The sequence below is a fragment of the Euzebyella marina genome (assembly GCF_003687485.1).
GTDB lineage: Bacteria > Bacteroidota > Bacteroidia > Flavobacteriales > Flavobacteriaceae > Euzebyella > Euzebyella marina.
The window spans coordinates 200317-222818 of record NZ_CP032050.1 but is presented as its reverse complement, the minus strand read 5'-3'; the positions used below and the strand labels follow the sequence as shown (position 1 = coordinate 222818).

The 22502-nt window shown below is 40.8% G+C and carries 18 protein-coding genes and 1 tRNA gene; 8 read left to right on the top strand and 11 right to left on the bottom strand.

Features of this window, described 5'->3' with window-relative positions; all coding sequences use genetic code 11:
• Positions 1-2: 2 nt before the first annotated feature.
• Positions 3-1229 (bottom strand): DNA (cytosine-5-)-methyltransferase, encoded by a 1227-nt coding sequence (gene dcm, locus D1013_RS00945; RefSeq protein WP_121847102.1) that lies wholly within the window; start codon positions 1227-1229, stop codon positions 3-5.
• Positions 1230-1269: 40 nt separating this feature from the next.
• Here dcm and D1013_RS00940 point away from each other — a divergent pair, with 40 nt between their 5' ends.
• A complete protein-coding gene (locus D1013_RS00940) occupies positions 1270-2478 on the top strand; it encodes a C40 family peptidase (protein ID WP_121847101.1) in 1209 nt (402 codons plus the stop codon).
• Here the strand turns inward: D1013_RS00940 and D1013_RS00935 are convergent.
• From D1013_RS00935 to mce, 7 genes are all read right to left on the bottom strand, one after another.
• Positions 2468-3529: a Gfo/Idh/MocA family protein gene (locus D1013_RS00935; RefSeq protein WP_121847100.1), complete on the bottom strand. Its 1062-nt coding sequence runs from the start codon at positions 3527-3529 to the stop codon at positions 2468-2470. The genes D1013_RS00940 and D1013_RS00935 overlap by 11 nt on opposite strands.
• Positions 3530-5671: an outer membrane protein assembly factor BamB family protein gene (locus D1013_RS00930; RefSeq protein ID WP_121847099.1), complete on the bottom strand. Its 2142-nt coding sequence runs from the start codon at positions 5669-5671 to the stop codon at positions 3530-3532.
• Positions 5672-5707: 36 nt separating this feature from the next.
• On the bottom strand, positions 5708-6571 hold the full coding sequence (locus D1013_RS00925) for a fructosamine kinase family protein (protein WP_121847098.1): 864 nt from the start codon (positions 6569-6571) through the stop codon (positions 5708-5710).
• Positions 6564-7301: a phytanoyl-CoA dioxygenase family protein gene (locus tag D1013_RS00920; RefSeq protein ID WP_121847097.1), complete on the bottom strand. Its 738-nt coding sequence runs from the start codon at positions 7299-7301 to the stop codon at positions 6564-6566. Before D1013_RS00920 ends, D1013_RS00925 begins: the two co-directional genes overlap by 8 nt.
• A 218-nt stretch (positions 7302-7519) precedes the next feature.
• A complete protein-coding gene (locus D1013_RS00915) occupies positions 7520-8608 on the bottom strand; it encodes a hypothetical protein (RefSeq protein ID WP_121847096.1) in 1089 nt (362 codons plus the stop codon).
• Positions 8609-8760: 152 nt separating this feature from the next.
• Positions 8761-8834: transfer RNA gene (locus D1013_RS00910), tRNA-Ile, on the bottom strand.
• A 109-nt stretch (positions 8835-8943) separates the two neighbouring features.
• Entirely contained in the window at positions 8944-9354 is a 411-nt protein-coding gene (gene mce, locus D1013_RS00905; RefSeq protein WP_121847095.1) for a methylmalonyl-CoA epimerase, read from the bottom strand.
• 71 nt (positions 9355-9425) lie between these two features.
• Here mce and rbfA point away from each other — a divergent pair, with 71 nt between their 5' ends.
• Both rbfA and D1013_RS00895 read left to right on the top strand, forming a co-directional pair.
• Positions 9426-9818: a 30S ribosome-binding factor RbfA gene (rbfA, locus tag D1013_RS00900; RefSeq protein WP_121847094.1), complete on the top strand. Its 393-nt coding sequence runs from the start codon at positions 9426-9428 to the stop codon at positions 9816-9818.
• 2 nt (positions 9819-9820) lie between these two features.
• On the top strand, positions 9821-11008 hold the full coding sequence (locus tag D1013_RS00895) for an ABC transporter permease (protein ID WP_121847093.1): 1188 nt from the start codon (positions 9821-9823) through the stop codon (positions 11006-11008).
• Positions 11009-11010: 2 nt separating this feature from the next.
• On the opposite strand, the gene dusB is transcribed toward D1013_RS00895, so the two are convergent.
• Together dusB and D1013_RS00885 are read right to left on the bottom strand one after the other, a co-directional pair.
• Positions 11011-12006: a tRNA dihydrouridine synthase DusB gene (gene dusB, locus D1013_RS00890; RefSeq protein ID WP_121847092.1), complete on the bottom strand. Its 996-nt coding sequence runs from the start codon at positions 12004-12006 to the stop codon at positions 11011-11013.
• A 104-nt stretch (positions 12007-12110) separates the two neighbouring features.
• Entirely contained in the window at positions 12111-14510 is a 2400-nt protein-coding gene (locus D1013_RS00885) for an outer membrane beta-barrel family protein (RefSeq protein WP_162987768.1), read from the bottom strand.
• Positions 14511-14773: 263 nt separating this feature from the next.
• Here D1013_RS00885 and lepA point away from each other — a divergent pair, with 263 nt between their 5' ends.
• Both lepA and D1013_RS00875 read left to right on the top strand, forming a co-directional pair.
• Positions 14774-16570: a translation elongation factor 4 gene (gene lepA, locus D1013_RS00880; protein WP_121847090.1), complete on the top strand. Its 1797-nt coding sequence runs from the start codon at positions 14774-14776 to the stop codon at positions 16568-16570.
• A gap of 183 nt (positions 16571-16753) precedes the next feature.
• Positions 16754-16987 (top strand): GTP-binding protein LepA, encoded by a 234-nt coding sequence (locus D1013_RS00875; RefSeq protein WP_121847089.1) that lies wholly within the window; start codon positions 16754-16756, stop codon positions 16985-16987.
• On the opposite strand, the gene D1013_RS00870 is transcribed toward D1013_RS00875, so the two are convergent.
• On the bottom strand, positions 16984-18840 hold the full coding sequence (locus tag D1013_RS00870) for a cation:proton antiporter (protein ID WP_121847088.1): 1857 nt from the start codon (positions 18838-18840) through the stop codon (positions 16984-16986). The genes D1013_RS00875 and D1013_RS00870 overlap by 4 nt on opposite strands.
• Positions 18841-19098: 258 nt before the next feature.
• Between D1013_RS00870 and D1013_RS00865 the strand changes: the two genes are divergently transcribed.
• The 3 genes from D1013_RS00865 to D1013_RS00855 are packed head-to-tail and all read left to right on the top strand — an operon-like array spanning position 19099 to position 22495.
• Positions 19099-19968 carry an MBL fold metallo-hydrolase gene (locus D1013_RS00865; protein ID WP_121847087.1) on the top strand — a complete coding sequence of 290 codons (870 nt, stop codon included), beginning with the start codon at positions 19099-19101 and terminating at the stop codon, positions 19966-19968.
• On the top strand, positions 19943-20848 hold the full coding sequence (locus D1013_RS00860; RefSeq protein ID WP_121847086.1) for an SMP-30/gluconolactonase/LRE family protein: 906 nt from the start codon (positions 19943-19945) through the stop codon (positions 20846-20848). The genes D1013_RS00865 and D1013_RS00860 overlap by 26 nt, the downstream gene beginning before the upstream one ends.
• Positions 20849-20863: 15 nt before the next feature.
• Entirely contained in the window at positions 20864-22495 is a 1632-nt protein-coding gene (locus tag D1013_RS00855; RefSeq protein WP_121847085.1) for a S8 family peptidase, read from the top strand.
• Positions 22496-22502: the final 7 nt, after the last annotated feature.

The window sequence follows — 22502 nt, the reverse complement described above, 5'->3', positions numbered from 1 at the left end:
ATTTACATATTTATTCTATCGTATAGCTCTTCGGCTATTTTTTCTACAATACCAACAACTAGGGCATTACCCATAAAAAAAGCCCTTTTTGTGTCTGAGATTCCTTCTACCAAAGTATGGTTATCAGGAAACATGTTCAACCGTTCAAGTTCAATAGGGGTCAATCTTCGAAGGCCTTTGCGGGTTGCTACGACATGTTTAAAACGTGAGGGAGACTTACCACCTTCACCAGTAATAATAGTTCTAGAGGCATTATCCAAAGCATCGGGAAATATCATTTTTCCTTCGCTATAGTTATAGGTGAAACCGTTTTTAGAAGTTCGTATTTCTTTTTTGGCGCCCTTCAAATATTCCCATTTCGAATACTCGTTCTCTAGTATAAAAAATTCTTCTGAAACTTCACCGTTTTGAAGAACATCTCCGAGGGTTATTTCTTCGCCCGAATAATTAGGTTCCGTTTTTTGGGTAGAAACTTTTCCGTCAATAAAAATTCCGGTGTTTAAAAAGGGAGATAACTTTTCACCTTTATTAAAGGTATCGGAAAGCGAGACTAAATCATTCTCGATCGGGAATGAAAACACTTTATTGTTTGAATTTTTAACAGGAAAGACCTTGGCCATGATGCCCTCTTCGGTCATCCAACTTTCTTTATCAGCCTTGGATAACGCTCGATATGCTTTGGTTGATTGATGATAAGCGATAAAAAAAACACGTCGCCTTCTTTGGGGCATACCATATTCTGCGGCATTGATAACCCGCCATTCCACCGCATAGCCCAAATCGTTCAAACTCTTGAGCATAATGGCAAAATCTCTACCCCTTTGAGAAGAGGGCGACTTTAACAAGCGATCTACGTTCTCAAGAAAAAGGTAAGGTACAGGCTTCTTTTTTTCCTTTAAAATTCGATGTATGCTCCACCAAAGCACTCCTTTTTTTCCGATAAGTCCTTTGGAGTTCTGTAGCGTAGTAGCTACCGAATAATCTTGACATGGAAAGCCCCCCACCAATAAGTCGGCATCGGGTATTTCATCGGTAGGAACTTCGGCAATATCTTGATTCGAATGGTTTTCGCTACCAAATCGGGTTTCATATACCATTGATGCGTGCTGGGTTTTGGTACTTGGTTCCCACTGGTTGCTCCAAACGACCTCATACTTGCCATTTTTCTCAAGTCCCAAGCGGAAACCGCCCACGCCTGCAAAAAGTTCTATAACTTTGACTTTGTCCATTAAGGTTAAAGTTAACTATTTGATACCGGAAAGAAGCGCAATGATACGAATTGAAACGAGCAGTAAAAAATTATTTAGAGCAATATTGACGGTGGTTTTAATAACACTCGTCTCTTGTGAAGGAGTAAACTCTGAAGAAAAAGCACTTCTCTCAAAAGTTCATGAAATACGAGAGCAATATGCCCCTGACAAAAGAACCGTTTTGTTCGATATTCGCGTATTTTCCGATGCTAAAAAGTACATTTTAACTGGGGAGACCGACAACGAAATAGCACTGGCCGAGCTTAGAAAAAGCCTGGAAAGTTCTGATGTGGAATATATTGATAAAATCAAGCTTTTACCTTCAGATGAATTGGAGGGCAAAACACATGCCATCGTTAATATTTCTGTAGCTAATTTGCGCAGCAATGCAAAACATTCCGCTGAATTGGCTACACAAGCCACTTTGGGTACTCCGGTCAAAGTTTTAAAGAAAGAGGGGGGATGGTACTATATTCAGACACCCGATAAATATCTGTCATGGGTAGATGACGGGGGAATTCAATTGATGAACGACGATGAGTTCAAAAGGTGGCAATCGGCAGAAAAAATCATTTATTCGAAAACTTATGGGCACTCGTATACGCAAGAGAACACTGATGCCATTGTTTCAGATTTGGTGGCAGGCGATGTAATAGAAACAGTTTCTTCTTCCGATGCATTTTACGAAGTAAAATATCCTGATGGTCGAAAAGCCTTTGTTTCAAAAAATGATGCTGAAAACTATAACGAGTGGATTGACAGAATGAATCCAACAATAGATGATTTGGTGACTACTTCAAAGCAATTAATGGGAGTGCCCTATTTATGGGGCGGTACTTCAACAAAGGGGATGGACTGTAGCGGTTTTACCAAGACCATATACTTTCTGAACGGTATGGTTATTCCGCGGGATGCTTCACAACAGGTACATACCGGTAAATCAATTGATTCCGTTCAAGAATTTGATAACCTTGAAAAAGGAGACTTGCTGTTTTTCGGAAGAAAAGCTACCGATTCTACAGCCGAGAGAGTGGTGCATGTAGGCATGTGGATAGGAAACAATGAGTTCATACATGCTTCGAACATGGTTCGAATCAGCAGTATGGATCCCAATGCCGAAAATTTTGACGAATGGAATCGCAATAGGTACCTACGCACCAAAAGAATACTGAAAGAGCAAGACCCTGACTTGATACACCTGGCCCAAACCCCCCTATTTAAAGAGTAACGGTCTTTCCGGTTTTAAAAGATTCGTCAGCCGCCAGCACAATTCGAAGGCTATTAACGGCATCCCTAAGATGAGTAGCTAAGTCGATATCTTCCAGAATAGCTTTTAGAAAGTACTCCTGTTCCAACAGGCAAAGCCCATCATGGTCGGGCTCATCTGAGGTGTCTATAAGCTTATCCGGCTCCGTGAAATTTCCCTCTCTATCGGTAACGCTATAATGCAATTTCAAGGCACCCGTTTTTGAATGGCTATCTACATCATCAGACTCTCCCTTCGCTTCATCTACTATTGATACACAGCCCTTAGGTCCGATCACATCTTTTACGAAAAAAGCAGTTTCGCTCATCATTGGCCCCCAGCCGGCTTCGTACCAACCCACAGAACCGTCTTTAAAACGGACCTGCAATTGGCCATAATTGTACATCTCCTTATCAATTTCGTCCGTTAATCGCGCCCCAATGGCACTAACGCTGACAGGTACCGACTGTGTCATCAAACACATAATATCTACATAATGCACACCACAGTCTACAATGGGCGACATCGATTTCATGAGTTGTTTGTGGGTATGCCAATGAGCTCCTGAACTTTGTTGGTTAAGATTCATTCGCATAACCAAGGGCTTTCCGAGATTGCGTGCAACTTCTACGAATTTCTCCCAAGCGGGGTGCACCCGTAAAATATAGCCAACCACCATTTTTTTGCCTTTCTCCAAGGCCAAATCAACCAGTTGCTGGGCATCCTCTACCGTGAGTGCCAATGGTTTTTCAACAAAAACATGGCAATCGGCATTCAAAGCCATTTGAATGTATTCGGAATGGGTGTCTGGGTACGTGTTAATGGAAACAGCATCGGGCCGAACGGTCTCCAAAGCGGTTTTATAATCGCCAAAGGTGGGATAGCCGCCTAATTCAAGGGACAATTTTTCCCTGCTTTCAGGTTTACGGCTAACCAGGCCTACAATCTCAAAATCTTCAAGTTGATGATAGGCCCTGGCGTGTGATGTTCCCATGTTGCCACAACCAACTACTAATACTTTCAATTTACTCATTCAATCTTTGTTTTCTAATGCAAAGGCAATTATTTTATTTCCTTTTTTGGTTCCTAATTTTTCACCGCCGCAGGCCAAAACGATGTATTGTTTTCCATTGTATTTGTACATGGCAGGGGTTGCAAATGACGGTGCGGGAAGCTCGTATTCCCAAAGCAGTTCACCATTATGTCTATCGAACACCCTAAAAAAACCATCTCGGGTACCCGCAATAAACAATAATCCGTTTTCGGTAATTATCGGTCCTCCGTAACTTTCTGTTCCGGTTCCAATTCCTTTATCACCTAACTCCAAAGTGTTACCAAAAGGCACGCTCCAAAGATAATCACCGTTATTCAAGTCTATGGCGTGTAAAGTGCCCCAAGGCGGTGAAATGGCCGGAAGCCCCTTACTATCCAAGAATTTCGTATACCCTAAATGTTTATAGGGCACTGCAAGACTATCTTTTGTCGTCACTTTTTCTTCCACCGTATGTTGAATTTCTTGATCGAACAAGAATCGCAAAAGGGCATCCATTTCATCTCCCTTTATTTGTGGAAAACCGGTCATCATTCCCTTTCCTTGGGTAATAATACTAGAAACCTCGTTTTTTTCCTTTCTTAATTGCAAATCGATTAAAGACGGAAAGCCACTAGCTGCAGAACCACTTCTATCCGGTTGATGGCAGGTAGCACAATTTTGTTGGTAAATAGCCTGACCTTTAGGCAACCCTGAAGCTTCATTTTCTGCTTCTCCCATCTGCAAAAGCCATGGCATTTCGTTAGAGTTTACATAGAGAATTCCGTTTATCGGATCGCTACCGGCACCACCCCATTCGGCAGCACCGTCGTAACCGGGCAAAAGCAACACAGGCTCTAGGCTTGGTGGTGAGTACAATCTTTTATCTGCTTTTTTAAAGGTATTGAGTATTTCTTCCCGATTCTCGGCAAAAGGGCTGATATCGTTCTCGGTAAGCTCTGTAGATTGCCTTGCGAATGGTTTTGGTTTAGCTGGAAACGGTTGCGTGGGCCATGCGGCCTCCCCAGTTAATTTGGAGGGCGGTACCTCACGTTCTTGAATATCAAAGAGGGGCTCGCCCGTTTTACGATCAAAAACAAAAACAAGCCCTTGTTTGGTTACTTGGGCCACGGCATCAATTTTTTTTCCGTTACGTTCGACCGTCAAAAGATTGGGAGGAGCAGGGGGGTCACGATCCCATATATCGTGATGGGTGAACTGAAAATGCCATATTTTTTCTCCCGTATTGGCATTAAGCGCTACAAGCGAATTAGCAAAAAGGTTACTTCCTTTTCGAACGCCCCCGTAAAAGTCAGGTGCCGCCGAACCCGTTGGCACATAAATAATTTCAAGTTCTTCGTCAACTGCCATACCGGCCCAATTATTGGCCGCCCCAACAATTTCGCTTTCTCGAACGGAAGTAGCTTCCCAAGTATCGGAACCTTCTTGACCTTCTTCAGGAATGGTCTTAAAACTCCACTCCAATTCACCGGTAACGACATTAAAGGCCATAATATCACCTAGGGCGGCCCCGGCGCCTTCAGAAACCCGAAGGGGCATAACGATGATATCTTTAAAGATGGTTCCAGGTGTGTTGGAAATCAAAAATTTACCTTGCTCACTTTGAGGCAAGCCCTTACGCATATCAATTTTTCCGTTATTTCCAAAGGAGGGAATGGGCTCACCGGTAAGTGCATCCAAAGCGTATAGGTCAGATCCCCTGGTACATAAAATTCTTTTGTCATTGAGTTTTTCCCAGTAAGAAACGCCACGACTAGTAGAGTGCCAAACTTTGACCGAATCGCCAAATTGCCATATTTTTTTGCCCGTACCTGCATGTAACGCTACTATTCGAAGTGCTGCTGTAACACCGTAAACCATGCTATCTATAACAATAGGGTTCATCTGCATTTGCCCCCAATCTTGGGCTTCGTAGGTCCAAGCTACTTTTAAATCGGAAAGGTTTTCTTTAGTAATCTGTGAAAGGGTAGAGTAGTGGCTACGGCCAGAATCGCCTAGGTAAGAAGACCAACTTTCAAATTCATTCGATTTACTTTCTGGCACGGAATCGTCTTTGCATGACAACGACAGACCTGTAAAAAGCAATAGATAGAATAAACGGGCAATTGGTAATTGTTGAGGCATAGCAGTTTGGAAGTGTGTTTAAATGTACTTAAAAACTTAGAAATATCGCCTTAAGATTTGGGTGACCGAACCTTTATACGATGAACCGAATAGGTTGAGGTGCACAAGAAGATAATAGAGTTGATAAAGGTCGCATCTTTCTTTTTCCCCGCTTTCAGCGGGAATAACCTCTCGGTACGCTTCGTAAAATTCGTTTGAAAAACCGCCGAACAAACGCGTCATGGCCAGATCTACTTCGTTATGGCCATAGTAAACGGCGGGGTCAATCAAGAAAGGTTCCCCACTTTTTGAAATTAAAAAATTGCCACTCCAAAGGTCACCGTGTAGCAGAGAGGGCTCTATGTCAGGAAAGAGATGATCACATATTTTTTGAAGTGTATTTTCAGAAGGAACCTCATGCCTTTCCAATCTTTTCAGATCTTGGGCGATTTTCAATTGTGGCAACAATCTCTTCTTTACATAAAAAGAGCTCCAATTTGAATGTCTTTGATTAGATTGTGGTAAACTGCCTATAAAATTTTCAGATTCAAAGCCAAACATTTCACTTTTAATAGGCTGATGTAGGGCAGCCAACTGATGGCCCAATTTTTCAAAACCAATAGCTGAAGGAGGTCTTGGCTCGATATATTCCATAACCAGCAAAGCGCCTTTTTCCAGCTGTTCACATAGCAAAACTTTGGGTATGCCAATTGATTTTGTTTTACCTAGGGCCTGTAAACCTAGGCGTTCTGCCCTGAACATTTCAAACGCCTGGTCACCGAGATGAATTTTACAAAAAAGGTTTTCGTTCTCGCTTTGAATTAGATAAGCCTTTGAAATATCTCCACCGGAAAGAGGCCTTATGCTTTCAATCTTGATACAGAGCAAATATTCAATATGTTGGCGAATAGACTTATCCATTCACTTTGACCTTTCTTTCACCAGTATGATCGATTCCTTTTTCTCTTTCGAGCTCGACCATTTTACCAGGTCTAAAATTTGTGATCAAGGCCCTTCTATTATCAGAGGTCGAATTACCACGGCTATAATGAAGCGTTCCTCCATGATGAAACACACAAGAACCAGGTTGTAACTCAACAAATATGGAGTTTTCTTCACTACCCTCACATCTCAAGGCACCTTTATTGCCTGTTTGAATATGGTTTAAGGGAGGTTGCAAGTGCGATTTTGGTGTGTACCACATACAACCATTTTCTTTGTAGGCATGATCAATTGCTAACCAACAACTCACGGCTCGCTTGTCTGGCATCTCCATCCAGTAGGCCATATCTTGATGCCATGGCGTGATGGTGTCTGTGTAGGGAGCTTTGTTAATCAACATGTCAAAATCAAGCTCAAGGTCTTCACCTAACAGGGTACGGGCAATCTGTAAAGATTTTTGATGAAAAGAGTTGTTCAGCAATTCAGGTACTAAACGGCTAGGGACCATGATTTGGGTGATTTTTTCCTTTTCGGATTCGCTACCCGACAAATCTGAGCGATAGCGCCTAGCATCTATTCGGTTTTCTAAAAAGGCGTCGTATAGGGCGCTGTAATAATCTATATCGTAAGCGGGTATTAGGTTTTCAACGATGAGATAACCCTCAGTATGAAAGAATTTGATATCCGATGAATCTACGAGTTCAATCATCTGGTTAACGTAATTAATTTGTCGTTACACCAAAATACTAATAAAGTTGATGAAAAAAGTATCATCGCAATCCGTAAAGGCTTTAGAACTACCCTCCGATGAAGATGATGAAGAAAATTGAATTGGATCAATTGGTTAATAGGATAAAGACAAGGAAATCTTAAGAAACCCTCGCGAGCTTTTTTAAGGTAATAATAACTTATGATGGAAGACAATCTTTAGATAGAGAATATTTCTTCAATCTTTTGTTCTGAATATATTGAAGTAACAAGCAGTATTATTAAATCAATCGTATTCGCGATAAACGCACTAACTAGTAATAGTGAAAAAATATAATCTTGGTTTGACGTTTGCTCAATAACATATAAGAATAGACTAAAAAGAAGAATGAGAACAAAGATTAATAAGTTGAAAAGGCTATTAATAAATGCGGAGAAATATTTCTGATTAAGTGTGTTTAAATAATAGTGTTTAGGAAAATATTTAGATTCAAAATCCTCGAATAATCTTTTTATTTCCATTTTCCTATCTTCAGGATTTAGCTGAGTCCCTTGGATTTGAAAAAAAAGATGTTCAACCTTTTCAAACCAATAATCCGATACCCTATCAAAATTTACTATATTATAATCAGACCTATCCAATAGGTACCAAAAAGAACCCGCATACTCTTTATATCTTTCTATATCAATTAAAGAGTAATTTCTAGGCGTAAATTCTCCAAACATTGAGTAATCGCTTGCCCCATCTACAAGTCCTTTTATCGCCAAATAAGCCTGTCCACTTGTCCCATAAATTTCTTTATCTATTTTTACCCAATCTTCATACTTAATTTTTCTGCCGTTAATTGTAGAGCTTCTATACTCCTCATACGTCAAACTAGCATGTTTATTATCAACAGCGGACTTTACATTATTTCTAAACTTCCAAAAATCATGCATATTTCTAATGTGAAATGCAATTTTTCGCAGTTGGGTAATCTTGAGAGACATTTTATCGATCTCTTTTTTTCTTTCAACCTTAATTGCTTTTTCCGCAAATAATTTAGAAAATAGGTAAGTTACAATTATAGCAACGATTATTGAAATGACTGATATCAGAATTCCCAAGATGTCCTTTTTAATAAAACTAAAATCGTTTGTGTTATTCCAAAACAAATCAAAACTGGCAAGCAAGAAAATCAAAAAAATAAGAAGACGGCACAGCTTTAAATTTTCAATAATAAAGCCTAAAGCCAGAGAAGAACTAGAATATGCAAAGTTGTATAGCTGTCCAAATCTAAATTTAATAAGTTCCCATTGTTGTGACATATATTGGCATTATATGAATAAATTTCGCACAGTTCTGCAATTTTAATGTTTGATTTCCAAAATTGGAGCAAAAACATATAAAAAATGCCACCCTTACTGCCACCTCCAAAAAAACAAACCCTTCTAAATCAATGACTTAGAAGGGTTTTCCGTGGTCCCACCTGGGCTCGAACCAGGGACCACCTGATTATGAGTCAGGTGCTCTAACCAACTGAGCTATAGGACCGTTGGTAATTTTACCATTGACAACCTTTTAAGGGTCGAAAATGAGCGCAAATTTAAATATAATGACCAACTACGCAAAATAATGTTCTTCATTTATGCAAAATATATGCTTAGTCCTCTTTTTCAATATCTTGACATAATTCTACAAGTACACCATTGCTACTTTTTGGGTGTAGAAAGGCGACCAACTTGTTATCGGCGCCTTTTTTCGGTTGGTCATCAACAAATTTAAAACCCTCTTTTTTTAATCTTTCAATTTCAAAAGTTATATCTGCTACCTGAAAAGCAATATGATGCATTCCCTCCCCTCTTTTATTGATAAATTGAGCAATAGCGCTGTTTTCGTCGGTAGACTGTAATAATTCGATTTTGCTATTTTCAGTTTTAAAAAAAGAAACCAAAACGTCTTCTGAGACCACTTCTTCGATTTTATAGTGCTGTGTTCCCAGTAATTTTTCAAATAGAATATTGGAGGTTTTTAAATCTGTAACGGCAATACCGATATGATCTATTTTTTTCAAGGTAAAATCTTTTGATTCGTCTATTGGGTTTATCTTCCTAATTTACATTTAATTCTACGTATTTTTGCCGTATGGAAACACAGAGACAGAAAAAAATAGCGGGGGTCATTCAAGAAGATATCGTTGACATTCTTCAACGTGCGGCAAAAGAAGGGGGTTTGAAAGGCACTTTAATCTCTGTTACCAAGGTTAAGGTAACTACCGACCTTTCCATTGCTAAAATATATATCAGTATTTTTCCTAAGTCGGGCGCTAAAGAACTTATGGATGGTATCAAGTCGAACCAACCTTTGATACGGCATGAGCTATCACAAAGAACCCGTAACCAATTACGAAGGGTTCCTGAACTTCTTTTTTATCTGGATGACTCGATTGAATATATCGAGAATATAGAAAAGTCGCTAAAGCGCGAAGAAGACCCGATTCAGAATCGAGACTTGTTGGATAAAAGAAAAAAACTGTAAGATTGAACTTTCCCTTTTATATAGCCAAACGCTATGTTCGATCAAAGAGCAGCCAAAATGCTATTAACATAATCAACCTAATTACCTTTTTGGTTATTGTTATAGGCTCTGCGGCTCTTTTCATCGTGCTGTCAGGTTTTGCTGGCCTTAAAGGATTCAGTCTTCAGTTTAGCAACACGTTTGACCCTGATTTAAAGGCTTTGCCACGAACAGGTAAGTTTTTTTCGATTACAGATGAGCAAGAAGAAAAACTTGACGCCGTTGCCGGCCTTGTCTCGTACACGAAAGAACTGGAGGAGAAGGTTTACTTGAAATATCAAGGTAAAAGTCATATCGCTTTCATAAAGGGGGTCGATACCAACTACAATCAAGTTACCGGAATGGATAGTACCATTCTCTATGGCACATGGCGCGTAAACGAGCGACAGGCGGTGGCAGGTATAGGGGTGGTAAATACCTTGGGCTTATCGGTAAATCAAAGCGCCTTGGTCGTTTTGGCGTTAAAACCTGGCAAAGGCTCTCTATCACCTCAAGATTTAAAGACCAAACCCTACTTTATAAGTGGGGTTTTTGGCATTGAGGAGAACTTAGACAAAAAATATGTTTTTGCCGACTTACCATCGGTACAAAATCTTCTGGATAAGAAAGGCAACCAAGTTTCTGGAATAGGCATTAAAGCGGCTTCTGATTCCAATGTAGAAGAGCTAAAAAATAAAATAGCGGATATATTAGGGGAAAATGTGGTGGTTAGAGATCGAAGAGAATTGAACAGCACCCTTTATCGTATGTTAAACACAGAGAACTTGGCAACGTATTTAATCTTCACCCTGGTTTTGATAATTGCCCTATTTAATGTGGTGGGGGCTATTATTATGATGGTTTTGGATAAGCAGCAAAATTTAAAAACACTTTATAATTTAGGAACAACCGTGGCCAAGCTACGGTCTATATTTTTTGCCCAAGGATTTTTGGTAACAGGTTTGGGCGGTTTTATTGGCGTACTTATCGGGTCATTGTTGATTTGGTCACAATTAGCTTTTGAATGGTTGAAAATCACCCCGACGCTACCTTATCCGGTAGAATACCAATGGCTAAATGTGCTGATTGTTTTGGCAACAATAATGATTCTGGGAATCATTGCTTCAAAAATTGCCAGCAGCAGAATCAATAAAAAGCTAATCGAGTCATAAAATTAGGCAGAGAACTCATAATCCCCGAATTTCTGCAACACCTCATCAAAAGCGGCAAAGACATCAGCGGCATCGTCACTGGTTACCATTTTCATACGGTACTGTTTAAAATTAGGAATGCCCTTGAAGTAATTGGTGTAGTGGCGTCTCGTTTCAAAAACACCCAACTTTTCGCCCTTCCAATCAATTGACATTTGTAAATGACGGCGAGCGGCCTCAACTCGCTCTACCATATTGGGGGGCGGCAGGTGTTCGCCCGTTTTGAAAAAATGCTTTACCTCATTAAAGAACCAAGGGTAACCGATACTTGCCCGCCCTATCATTGCCCCGTCTAGGCCATAGTCGTCACGCATTCTCATAGCAGCTTCGGGCGTATCTACATCGCCATTGCCAAAAACAGGAATATGCATTCGAGGGTTGTTCTTTACTTGGGCTATAGGTTTCCAATTGGCAGAACCCTTATACATTTGGGCCCTGGTTCGACCATGAATGGCGATTGCTTTGCAGCCTACATCTTGAAGTCGTTCGGCCACCTCTACGATTTTAATCGAACTATCGTCCCACCCTAAACGGGTCTTGACGGTAATGGGCAATTTTGTTCGCTCGACCATAGCCTTGGTAAGGGAGACCATCAAGTCCACATCCTTTAAAATACCGGCTCCGGCCCCTTTACTGACCACCTTTTTTACCGGGCAACCGAAATTGATATCAATGATGTCCGGTCCTGATTTCTCTACTATATCGACCGATTGAAGCATAGAGTCGAGATTGGCACCGAAAATTTGAATTCCCACGGGCCTTTCCTTTTCATAGATATCAAGCTTCATGACACTTTTGGCGGCATCTCGAATAAGACCTTCCGATGAAATAAATTCTGTATACACGACATCGGCGCCATTTTCTTTGCACAGAGCCCTAAAAGGAGGGTCGCTTACATCTTCCATGGGGGCTAGAAGTAGCGGAAAGTCAGGTAGTTGAATGTCACCAATTTTAGGCATGACCGATAGCTATTTTGGTGTGCAAAATTACACAAAATCATTGAATTGTCTATCAGGCTTTAGTTTATTGGGATGGCCGCTTCAAGAAAAGTATGACTGTAGAACTAAAGTCTATCTCTTTCGTCAACATCTTTGTCCTTTTTGTTCGACCTGATTTTGACATTGCCGAAGCGGTAACGGAAACCCAGGGTAAAAAGGCGGTTTTCGGTTATCTGGCGAGAAGTTCCGTTTTGGTTAAGGTAGTTTCTAACGCTGTAGAGGTTTCCTTGATTGAAAATATCATCTAAACCGATTGAAATACTAGCCGCATTGTTCCAGAAAGTTTTTCTAAAGTTAAGGTTAACATACCCAAAACCATCAAATCGGGCATTCTCCAATAGAAGTGGGGCCCTGTACATTACACTAAGATTGGCTGTAAGAGACCTGTCGGAGAGAAAGGTAAAGTTATTGCTGGTTCTAGCGAACCATGTGAACAACTCATTTTCTACCAGAAGATTTGAGTTGAGGTTGGTGAATTGCAGGTTCTGGTTGTAAAAGCTTGCCAAAAAATAGCTGTCCCAAAACTTGGTAATTTCTTTGTTATAGATCAAATCGATGCCATAGGCATACTCTCTATCCATGTTAAAACTGATAAAGCGCAACCACCTATATTGATTGTCTTGAAAGGCAAACTGGCCTAGCCCATTAAACTCGTTTTTATAAAAGAGCTCTACGGTATAGGTGTCTTTGAAAGTATAACCTATGGCAGTATAACAATCGGTCGCAGGTAAGAGATTAGGGTTGCCCTCAATAGTAGAAAAATTACTTTGAAATATTTGAAACGGATTGATGTTCGAATAGCGAGGGCGAGAAATTCTTCGTACGTAGTAAGCATTGAAATCATGGTCGTTATTAGGCGTATAGCGCGCTGAAAATGACGGAAAAAACTTTAGATAGTCATTACTGCTGTTTTCATTGCCTTGGTTCCATGTGCCCCGAGTTTCGGTGTACTCGCCCCTGATGCCACTTTTCAAATGCCAATCACCCCATTCGGCATCCACAGAGGTGTATCCGGCCCAAGTAAACTCGTCATAACCAAAGGTTCCGGCAAGGGTCGGATCAATGCCAGGGGTTTCCATATCAAAGCCTTGCTGGAGTACTATATTTTTAGAGCTTATGTCGGCATAACGCGCACCCACATCTACCTTTATCGTTTCACCAATAGGGGCCGACACGTCCGCCTGAAAACTATATAGATTGATATATTGTTCAGTGTTCAGGAAAAAATCATTGGAACCAGCATACTCGTTGTCAAGGTCATAAAATGAATTGTTCAATGATTGCCCTTTGCTTGTGTCATAAAAAGTGTAGTGGCCGTTCAGCATCAGCGAAGCACCATTATCACCTAAATTTTGTTCATAATCCACGTAATATGAAGTGTTGATCTGTTCGGTTTGTGATATGTTATAACTATCAAACCTTGAATACAAGCTGTCTAGCTCGATATTCGTATCGGTGTCGTAATAGCGCATGACCTTCGGCTGCCAAATGGTAATGGCACTGAGACTTAAGGTTTTGTTTTCCCCTAGGTCATAATCTAAAAAAGCGGATAAATTATGGCGTTTACCCTTTCGTAAATTTATTTGTTCGGCATCATAAATTGAAGTCGTTTCACCACCATCTAAAAAATTGGTGATATCGTTGTATTTGACCACGGTTCTATCGTGACCAAAATTATAGGTAAGCGAGAGGTTGGTTCGTTTGCTCTTAAAATAATGTTCGGTGCCCAACGTGTGCTTCGGTAAAACCCCCTGTACGTACCTGTTATAAACAGTACCATTATAGCCTGGAACCAAGTTCTTTTTCATGATAATGTTAATCAAGGCACTATCTTCAGCGCTATATTTGGCAGGGGGGGCGGTTATGACTTCTATCGACTCTACCGAGCTGGCCGAAGTGCCCGACAAGAGATTGATAATATCGCTTTTGGGAAGGTGAACTTTTTTTCCATTAATAAGAATACCCACATTGCTGCTCCCCTTAACGGATAAATTGTCGCCCACAATGGTTACGGCAGGAGTTCTTTTGAGCACTTCCCAGACTTCGCTATCTGATAGGGCCGTGTTTTCTATGTTGTAGACCAACCTATCAACTTTTCTTTCCAATCTTGGCTTATTGCCCGTAACAACTACTTCTTCAAGTTCAGAGGCTGCCTGAAGAACCAAGGCCGGAATCTTTAAGTCATTAGTTACCTGAATAGTGAGAGTGGCTGAGGACCTATCCATATAAGTCGCCTTTAACAAATAATCGCCTTTAGCAATGCCGCCAATAGCAAAATCACCATTTTCTTTTGACGAGGCACCATCGATTACCGTTGAATCTATGGCGCTCATGAGAAGAATATTGGCATAAGCAACAGGTTGCTGCTCTTCATCTTCAACAGTACCCAAAACCGAAAAGCTTTGGGAATAACCGCAAACCGTGAAGAACAAGCATATAAGAAAGGGGCAAAATTTTTTTCTCAAAGGCTTAGGTTCGTCCTCAAATCTAAACAAATAGGTAAATACCTACAACAAGTTCTTCATAAGATTACAATTAAATCGGTTCAATGGCAGTAAACCAAATATGTTTTTTAAAAAATAGGCTACACAGAGCATCCGGCTTCACAAAAAAGTGTCAATTAATACTTTATGTAGGCCTATCTAAATATTGATGCCAAGTAATTGATATTTAGTAAAGACGTTTTAAAATAACGTATCTTTGCGCCCTTAATCGCTGTTGAAGCCATATGAAGCACATTCGAAATTTTTGCATTATTGCCCACATTGACCACGGTAAAAGTACCTTGGCCGATCGACTATTAGATTTTACCGGATCTGTAACAGAGCGGGAAAAGCAAGATCAGTTGTTGGACAGTATGGATTTGGAACGTGAGCGAGGCATAACCATTAAAAGTCATGCCATTCAAATGGAGTATGTTTTTAAGGGAGAGACCTATGTTCTCAATCTTATTGACACCCCTGGTCACGTCGATTTTTCTTATGAGGTGTCACGGTCCATTGCGGCCTGTGAAGGAGCCCTTCTAGTGGTTGATGCAGCTCAAAGCATACAGGCCCAAACCATTTCAAACCTTTACTTGGCCCTAGAAAATGATTTGGAAATCATTCCTGTATTGAACAAGGTAGATTTGCCGAGTGCCAACCCGGAAGAGGTAACCGATGATATCGTTGACCTTTTGGGCTGTAAGCCGGAAGAAGTGATTCCGGCAAGTGCGAAGACCGGTCTAGGCATCGGGGAAATCTTAGAAGCAATAATTGAGAGAATACCTTCCCCGACCGGCGACCCAGACGGCCCGCTTCAGGCTTTGGTATTCGATTCGGTTTATAACCCTTTTCGTGGGGTAGAGACCTACTTTAGAATTATCAACGGGGAGCTTAAAAAAGGCCAAAAGATTAAGTTCATGGCCACTGGCAAGAATTACGACGCCGACGAGATTGGAACCCTTAAGCTGATTCAACATCCGAAGCAGAAAATTTCTACCGGTGATGTAGGCTATCTCATAACGGGAATTAAAGACGCCAGAGAGGTAAAGGTAGGCGACACGATTACGTTGACCGAAAACCCTTCAAAAAATGCTATTGCAGGTTTTGAAGATGTAAAGCCCATGGTATTCGCTGGAATTTATCCTGTAGATACGGAAGACTTTGAAGAACTTCGGTCATCAATGGAAAAACTTCAGTTGAACGACGCCTCATTGGTGTTCACTGCCGAAAGTAGTGCCGCTCTTGGTTTTGGTTTCAGATGTGGTTTCTTGGGAATGCTACATATGGAAATTATTCAAGAACGACTCGAGCGAGAATTCGATATGACCGTTATTACTACGGTACCGAACGTTAGCTATCATGCGTATACCAATAAGAACCCTGACGAAATAGTTATTGTAAACAATCCGTCAGATTTACCGGAGCCTTCTACCTTAAACCGCGTAGAGGAACCCTATATCAAGGCCACTATCATTACAAAATCTGATTTTGTAGGCAATGTAATGTCCCTTTGTATCGATAAGCGGGGCGAGATTACCAATCAGACCTACCTAACTACAGAACGGGTCGAGTTGACATTCGATATGCCTTTAGCAGAGATTGTTTTCGATTTTTATGATAGGCTAAAAACCGTATCGAAAGGTTATGCCTCCTTTGATTATGCCCCTATCGGAATGCGTACGTCTAAACTGGTAAGGGTCGATATTTTATTGAACGCACAGACGGTAGACGCACTTTCTGCGCTGGTTCACTTCGATAATGCTTACCATATCGGTAAGAAAATGTGTGAGAAGTTAAAAGAGCTGATACCAAGACAGCAATTTGATATACCTATTCAAGCCGCAATCGGAGCTAAAATTATCTCTAGGGAAACGATTAAAGCCTTGAGAAAAGATGTGACCGCCAAGTGTTACGGTGGTGATATTTCACGAAAAAGAAAGCTTTTAGAGAAGCAGAAGAAGGGTAAAAAGCGCATGCGCCAAGTAGGTAATGTTGAGATTCCGCAGCAAGCCTTTATGGCTGTTTTAAAGCTAAACGACTAGGTATATTTAGCGGCCCACAGATATTTATTTGAGATAATTTTTCGGATAAATCTATTTGATTTTCAGTCAAATACGGTTGTTATGAAGGTGTTTTATTACAATTGTTCATAACTAAATCGTTTCAGAACAATTTTTCACTCCTGTCACAGTTTTAGGTTTGTTGAATTTAGTTCCTCCAAACCTATGACAACTTATATAGCACAATTCGTTGCCAAACACTCTTTCATTTCTACCAAACAGCAGTCTATCTTTATTTGGCAGCAAGAAAGCGGTGAAATAGATAAAGAACTTTTAGAGAATAAAATCAAGCGAGAAGCGGCTCTTCACTTTTATCGGTTAGAGTCGAAAGAAGGTAATGATATCTTACTTGATGAGATTTCGGTAGATGTTCTAAAGACGATGCCATTTGGAGGTTAATCTTCCTCCTCTATGTCGTCTTCCGTGTCGTCTGCTTCTAACACTTTTCCCAAATATACCAATCGGCATCCTTCGTTGATATCGTTGAAATCAGTGCTAAAGGAAGGTATTATTTTCAAGTCGCCATCAGGTGTCTTAAGAAAAATGGGCACGATATTTTCGTCAGCCTTGGTGATTTCTATAAGTCCCTCGTAATGCTCCTTGTCCTTAAGCTCTATTTCATGAATGACCGGAAATTTACGAGCCGTTTCAGTTAGTTTAATGAAATCGTCGGTATGCGAAAATAACCCTTCTTTTGGGTTGTTTTCAGGATCGTTCATTTCATCGGCATCAATGAGCCTGAACGAACCGTTTTCTCCGAACTGCTGGCCAAATTTATTAACGGCATATCGGTTGATATCTGAGTTGCCGGTGAGTGCCATCAGGTACCCGACATCGTTCAGCTCAATATTATCGGTCAAATTATCGGAATATATATTCGCCGTAATCGCTTCAATACCCAACTTTTTGGCTTTGTCAATATTGGTCTGGTTGTTATCGATGAGAACCACATGACGCTTGTTCTTTCGAAGATAGTCCCCTATAATTCGGGACACTTTTGATGCCCCAATAATTACAATGCCTTCCGATTTCTTTAGAAAAACCCCGATAGCCTTGGCAAATACCCTGGCAGTGGTGGCATTTAAAAGAACCGTGCCCAATACAATCATGAAAACGAGAGGGGTTATATACTCGGCTCCTTCTTCGCCTTTGGCCAATAACTTAGAACCGAACAGCGAGGCGATACCGGCGGCTACAATACCTCTTGGCCCTACCCACCCTATAAAAAGTTTTTCATTGAATTTGAGATTGGAGCCTGTGGAACTTAAAAAGACCCCTAACGGCCGAATTAGGAAAACGATTACCAAGAAAAGCACGGCCGTTTTCCAACTATAAATCAATTGAAGGTCAGACATATTGATGTTAGCCGCCAATAAGATGAATAGAATGGAAATTAGTAACACGCTCAAAGACTCCTTGAAATATAGAAGCTCTTTAATGTTTGGCAGATCCGTATTCCCCATGACCATTCCCATTATTACCACGGCTAGGAGCCCAGATTCATGTGCAAAAACATCTGACATGACAAATACCAGCAACACGACCGACAAGGAAACTACGTTCAATAGATAATGTGGTATGAAGTTTCGTTTAATAACAAATGTCAGCGCGTGTGCAAAAGTAAACCCAAAGGTAAACCCGAAGAGCAGTATTTTACCGAACTCGATCATGGCGGTAAAAGTATAGGCCTGACCTTCGCCTACACTAATAAATTCAAAGACCAATACTGCAGCTAGTGCGCCGATAGGGTCGATTAAAATTCCCTCCCACTTAAGTACTGCCGATAGGTCTTTTTTTAGGGGGATATTCCGCAAAATAGGGGTGATAACAGTAGGGCCAGTGACGATTATCAATGACGAAAACAGAAACGAAATTTGCCAACTGAGGCCAAAAATAAAATGGGAAGCCATGGCGGCACCAAAGAAGGTAACCAAACTTCCTAATGTAATCAACTTCGTAATAACAGGTCCTACATTTCGTATTTCGGCACGCTTTAGGGTCAGCCCACCTTCGAAAAGAATGATACTTATGGCAAGAGAAACAAAATAGTAGAGCCCTTCCCCTGGAAAGAGACCTTTCTCGCCATTCCAAATAGGTTCTATGAGTTTACTGCCGTCTTCTGTGTATAACGTAGCCAATGGCCCCACCAACAGGCCAATTAAAATTAGTGGTAAAATGGCGGGTAGCTTAAAACGCCAAGCGACCCATTGTGCTATGATACCCAAAATGATAATACCTGCTAATTCAACCATTAAAATGAATTTCTTCAAAAATAGTCATTTTTAAACCGGACCATTTTGGTCTCGAAGGCATTTAAAAACGACAAAAACCCTAATTTACCTGCAAATATCAAGTTCTCAACAAGAACTTAAACACAAGATAGACTTATTTTTTAGAAACTATCATACCAAATGGTATTTTAGCGGCTTTTTTATAATCGGATGCACATCTATTCAATTTTTTGCCGTGCTAGGTGCTTTTTATAATTTGCGGGTCTAATTAGCTGTGTTATGACATTATATACCATAGAAACAGGAAACTTTAAATTAGACGGAGGGGCCATGTTCGGTGTGGTGCCAAAGACTATTTGGCAAAAGACGAATCCCGCCGACGAAAAAAATCTTATCGATATTGCCGCTAGAAGCTTATTGATAGAAGATGGAGACAAGCTTATTTTAATAGATACGGGCCTCGGTAATAAACAATCGGATAAGTTTTTCGGTTATTATTACCGTTGGGGCAATGATTCAATCGATAGTTCGCTGGCCAAACACGGCTTTCATAGAGATGACATTACAGATGTCTTTATGACTCACTTGCACTTTGACCACTGCGGGGGTAGCATTCAATGGAATAAGGACAGAACGGGTTTTGAACCCGCATTTAAGAATGCAAAATTTTGGACGAACAAAGACCATTGGAAATGGGCCACTGAACCAAATGCTCGAGAAAAAGCTTCTTTTTTAAAAGAAAATCTGCTACCAATGCAAGAAAGTGGTCAATTGAATTTTATAGATAGAGGTAAAGATGCTTTTTTGAAAAATTCTGAATTGGGCTTTGATATTCTTTTCGTTGACGGACATACCGATAAGCAAATGCTACCTCATATTAGGTATAAAGGTAAAACATTGGTCTTTGTGGCCGATTTAATACCTACCGTGGGGCACATTCCTCTACCGTACGTCATCGGTTATGATACGAGACCCTTGCTGACTCTCAAAGAAAAAGATGTTTTTTTGAAAGAGGCCCTAAAAAATGAATACTTTCTTTTTTTCGAACATGATGCCCACAATGAAATTTGTACCTTGCGTGAGACCGAGAAAGGTGCTCGGCTTGATAATACCCTTACTTTCAATGAACTATTCAATACCACGGCTTAAAAAAATACCTTTCGGTTTTTATGCAATTTTTTTCTTGGTTTCCTGCAAAGCCCAACGAATACAAAGTACTGATTTTACTTCTGAATGGAGTTTTACCAAAGGGGTGGAAGGTCCTGCAGTTGATAGTGAAGGTAACGTCTATGCGGTAAACTTTAAAGATCAAGGCACCATCGGAATCGTATACGAAAGTGGCGAGGGAGAAGTATTTGCGAAGCTGCCCGGTGAGAGTGTGGGCAATGGCATCCGTTTTGATAAATCTGGCGATATGTACATTGCCGATTATGTGGGCCATAATGTAATTCAAATTAAGAAGGGCACGCGAGAGCCGATAATTTTCGCCCATAATCCTGAAATGAGCCAGCCTAACGATTTGGCCATGGCACCGAATGGAACCATATACCTTAGCGATCCGAATTGGGCCGAAAGTAAAGGCCGTATTTGGATGGTGAACAAATCACAAGAAATAGTACTTCTCGAAGATGAAATGGGAACCACAAACGGTATCGAGGTGAGCCCTGACGGAAAGAAATTGTACGTCAACGAATCTGTTCAAAGAAAAATTTGGAGTTATGACATTGATTCCGAAGGTAAAATATCGAATAAAAACCTTTTTATGTCTTTTGAAGATTTCGGAATGGACGGTATGCGGTGTGACGCAAAAGGCAATCTTTATATCACCAGATATGATAAGGGTACGGTATTGATAGTAACTCCCGATAAAAAAATCATAAAAGAAGTGCAATTGAAGGGAAAAAAGCCTTCAAACATTACCTTTGGGGGCAAAAATGGCAAAACTTGCTATGTTACCATGGCAGATAGGGGAAATTTGGAAGCTTTTCCAGCTGTCAACCCCGGTGCCTATTACAAAAGTATACACTAATCTCAATTTGACTATATGACAAGATTATTTCCGAAATCCGTACTCGGATTAGCAATGGCATCCGTGCTTATGGGCTGCGGTGCGACCACCTTGGTTTCTACACCTATCGAAAACATTGATACAACCCCACTAAAAATTTCCGATTTGTCGGATGCTGAAAAGAAGAACTGGGGGCATTTAGATTTGGTCAGTGATACCATACCCGGTATGAGTGTAGATAAAGCATACACCGAAATTATTAAAAATAAGAAGGGTGAAACGGTCATTGTTGCGGTACTTGATTCGGGAATGGATTTAAAACATGAAGATTTAGATGGTGTTCTTTGGACCAATACTGGAGAAAAACCGGGCGACGGAATTGATAATGATAAGAACGGCTACATAGATGATATCCACGGCTATAACTTTCTTGGGGAGTCTTATAACGAGCAATTAGAGGTTGCACGTATTGTTCGATTAAAATTGGGTGATGTCGCACTTCAGGCAAAGGCAAAGGCAGAAGTTGAAGAAGAATACGGAAAGACTTTACAGCAAAAACAACAGTACGAACAAATATTTCAAGCGGTTAAAAATGCAGATGCCGCTGTGAAAAAAGAACTGGGCAAAGATGAGTATACCAAAGAAGATTTGGCCGGTATAAAGTCTACAGACCCAAGCATGCAGCAAAACATTGGCATACTTACGCAAATGCTAACTTATGAAGACAGCATTCCAGAAGTGCTTGAGCAAATAGAAGGCGGTGTCAAATATTTTACCGATCAGGCTAATTATAATTACAACGTTGATTTTGACGGCCGTAAAGAGGTAGGTGATAACCCATATGACATTACCGACACTGATTATGGAAATGGAAACCCTCAAAGTAGGTCGGAAGATGAAAGCCATGGAACCCACGTAGCCGGTATCATTGCCGCAGAGAGAAACAATGGCCTTGGGGCCAACGGGGTGGCCAATAACGTACAGATCATGAGCATCCGTGCCGTACCAAACGGTGACGAATATGATAAAGATATTGCATTAGGCATCCGCTATGCGGTAGATAATGGCGCGAAAATTATCAACGGAAGTTTCGGAAAAGGATATTCACCAAATGCCCAATGGGTTTACGATGCCATAAAATATGCCGCAGACCATGATGTTCTGTTCGTTCATGCAGCCGGTAATTCAGGTGAAGATTTAGACGACCCAGCCAACCCGAATTTCCCGAACGACCAAGTAAACAACGGTCCCGAGATTTCGGACAATGTCATTACCGTAGGGGCATTAGCTCCAAAATATGGCTCTGAAATGGTCGCTTCATTTTCAAACTACGGCAAAGTGAATGTTGATGTTTTTGCACCTGGTGACGAGATCTATTCTACAATGCCTGGCAACGAGTACGAGTTTCAAGGCGGTACTTCAATGGCCGCTCCAGCTGTGGCAGGGGTTGCGGCTTTAATCCGCTCGCAATATCCAAAGTTGACCGCTCCCCAGGTTAAGCAAATTATTATGGAGTCTGGCCTAACCCCCAGGGCTAATGTTATTCTTGCGGGAGATTCGGCCAAAACCGGAAAACTGGAAGAAATTTCGAAGGCCGGTACCATGGTAAACGCTTACAACGCCCTCATTATGGCGCACAATGTTTCTTCGGGAAAGATAAAACTATAACTAGTAT

Excerpts from the sequence above, each read along its gene's own strand:
- D1013_RS00925 (WP_121847098.1), bottom strand. The coding sequence starts at position 6,571 with ATGGATAAGTCTATTCGCCAACATATTGAATATTTGCTCTGTATCAAG.
- D1013_RS00865 (WP_121847087.1), top strand. The coding sequence starts at position 19,099 with ATGACATTATATACCATAGAAACAGGAAACTTTAAATTAGACGGAGGG.
- D1013_RS00915 (WP_121847096.1), bottom strand. The coding sequence starts at position 8,608 with ATGTCACAACAATGGGAACTTATTAAATTTAGATTTGGACAGCTATAC.
- dusB (WP_121847092.1), bottom strand. The coding sequence starts at position 12,006 with ATGCCTAAAATTGGTGACATTCAACTACCTGACTTTCCGCTACTTCTA.
- D1013_RS00920 (WP_121847097.1), bottom strand. The coding sequence starts at position 7,301 with ATGATTGAACTCGTAGATTCATCGGATATCAAATTCTTTCATACTGAG.
- D1013_RS00860 (WP_121847086.1), top strand. The coding sequence starts at position 19,943 with ATGAACTATTCAATACCACGGCTTAAAAAAATACCTTTCGGTTTTTAT.
- D1013_RS00870 (WP_121847088.1), bottom strand. The coding sequence starts at position 18,840 with ATGGTTGAATTAGCAGGTATTATCATTTTGGGTATCATAGCACAATGG.
- D1013_RS00935 (WP_121847100.1), bottom strand. The coding sequence starts at position 3,529 with ATGAGTAAATTGAAAGTATTAGTAGTTGGTTGTGGCAACATGGGAACA.
- D1013_RS00940 (WP_121847101.1), top strand. The coding sequence starts at position 1,270 with ATGATACGAATTGAAACGAGCAGTAAAAAATTATTTAGAGCAATATTG.
- D1013_RS00855 (WP_121847085.1), top strand. The coding sequence starts at position 20,864 with ATGACAAGATTATTTCCGAAATCCGTACTCGGATTAGCAATGGCATCC.
- lepA (WP_121847090.1), top strand. The coding sequence starts at position 14,774 with ATGAAGCACATTCGAAATTTTTGCATTATTGCCCACATTGACCACGGT.
- D1013_RS00875 (WP_121847089.1), top strand. The coding sequence starts at position 16,754 with ATGACAACTTATATAGCACAATTCGTTGCCAAACACTCTTTCATTTCT.
- D1013_RS00930 (WP_121847099.1), bottom strand. The coding sequence starts at position 5,671 with ATGCCTCAACAATTACCAATTGCCCGTTTATTCTATCTATTGCTTTTT.
- dcm (WP_121847102.1), bottom strand. The coding sequence starts at position 1,229 with ATGGACAAAGTCAAAGTTATAGAACTTTTTGCAGGCGTGGGCGGTTTC.
- rbfA (WP_121847094.1), top strand. The coding sequence starts at position 9,426 with ATGGAAACACAGAGACAGAAAAAAATAGCGGGGGTCATTCAAGAAGAT.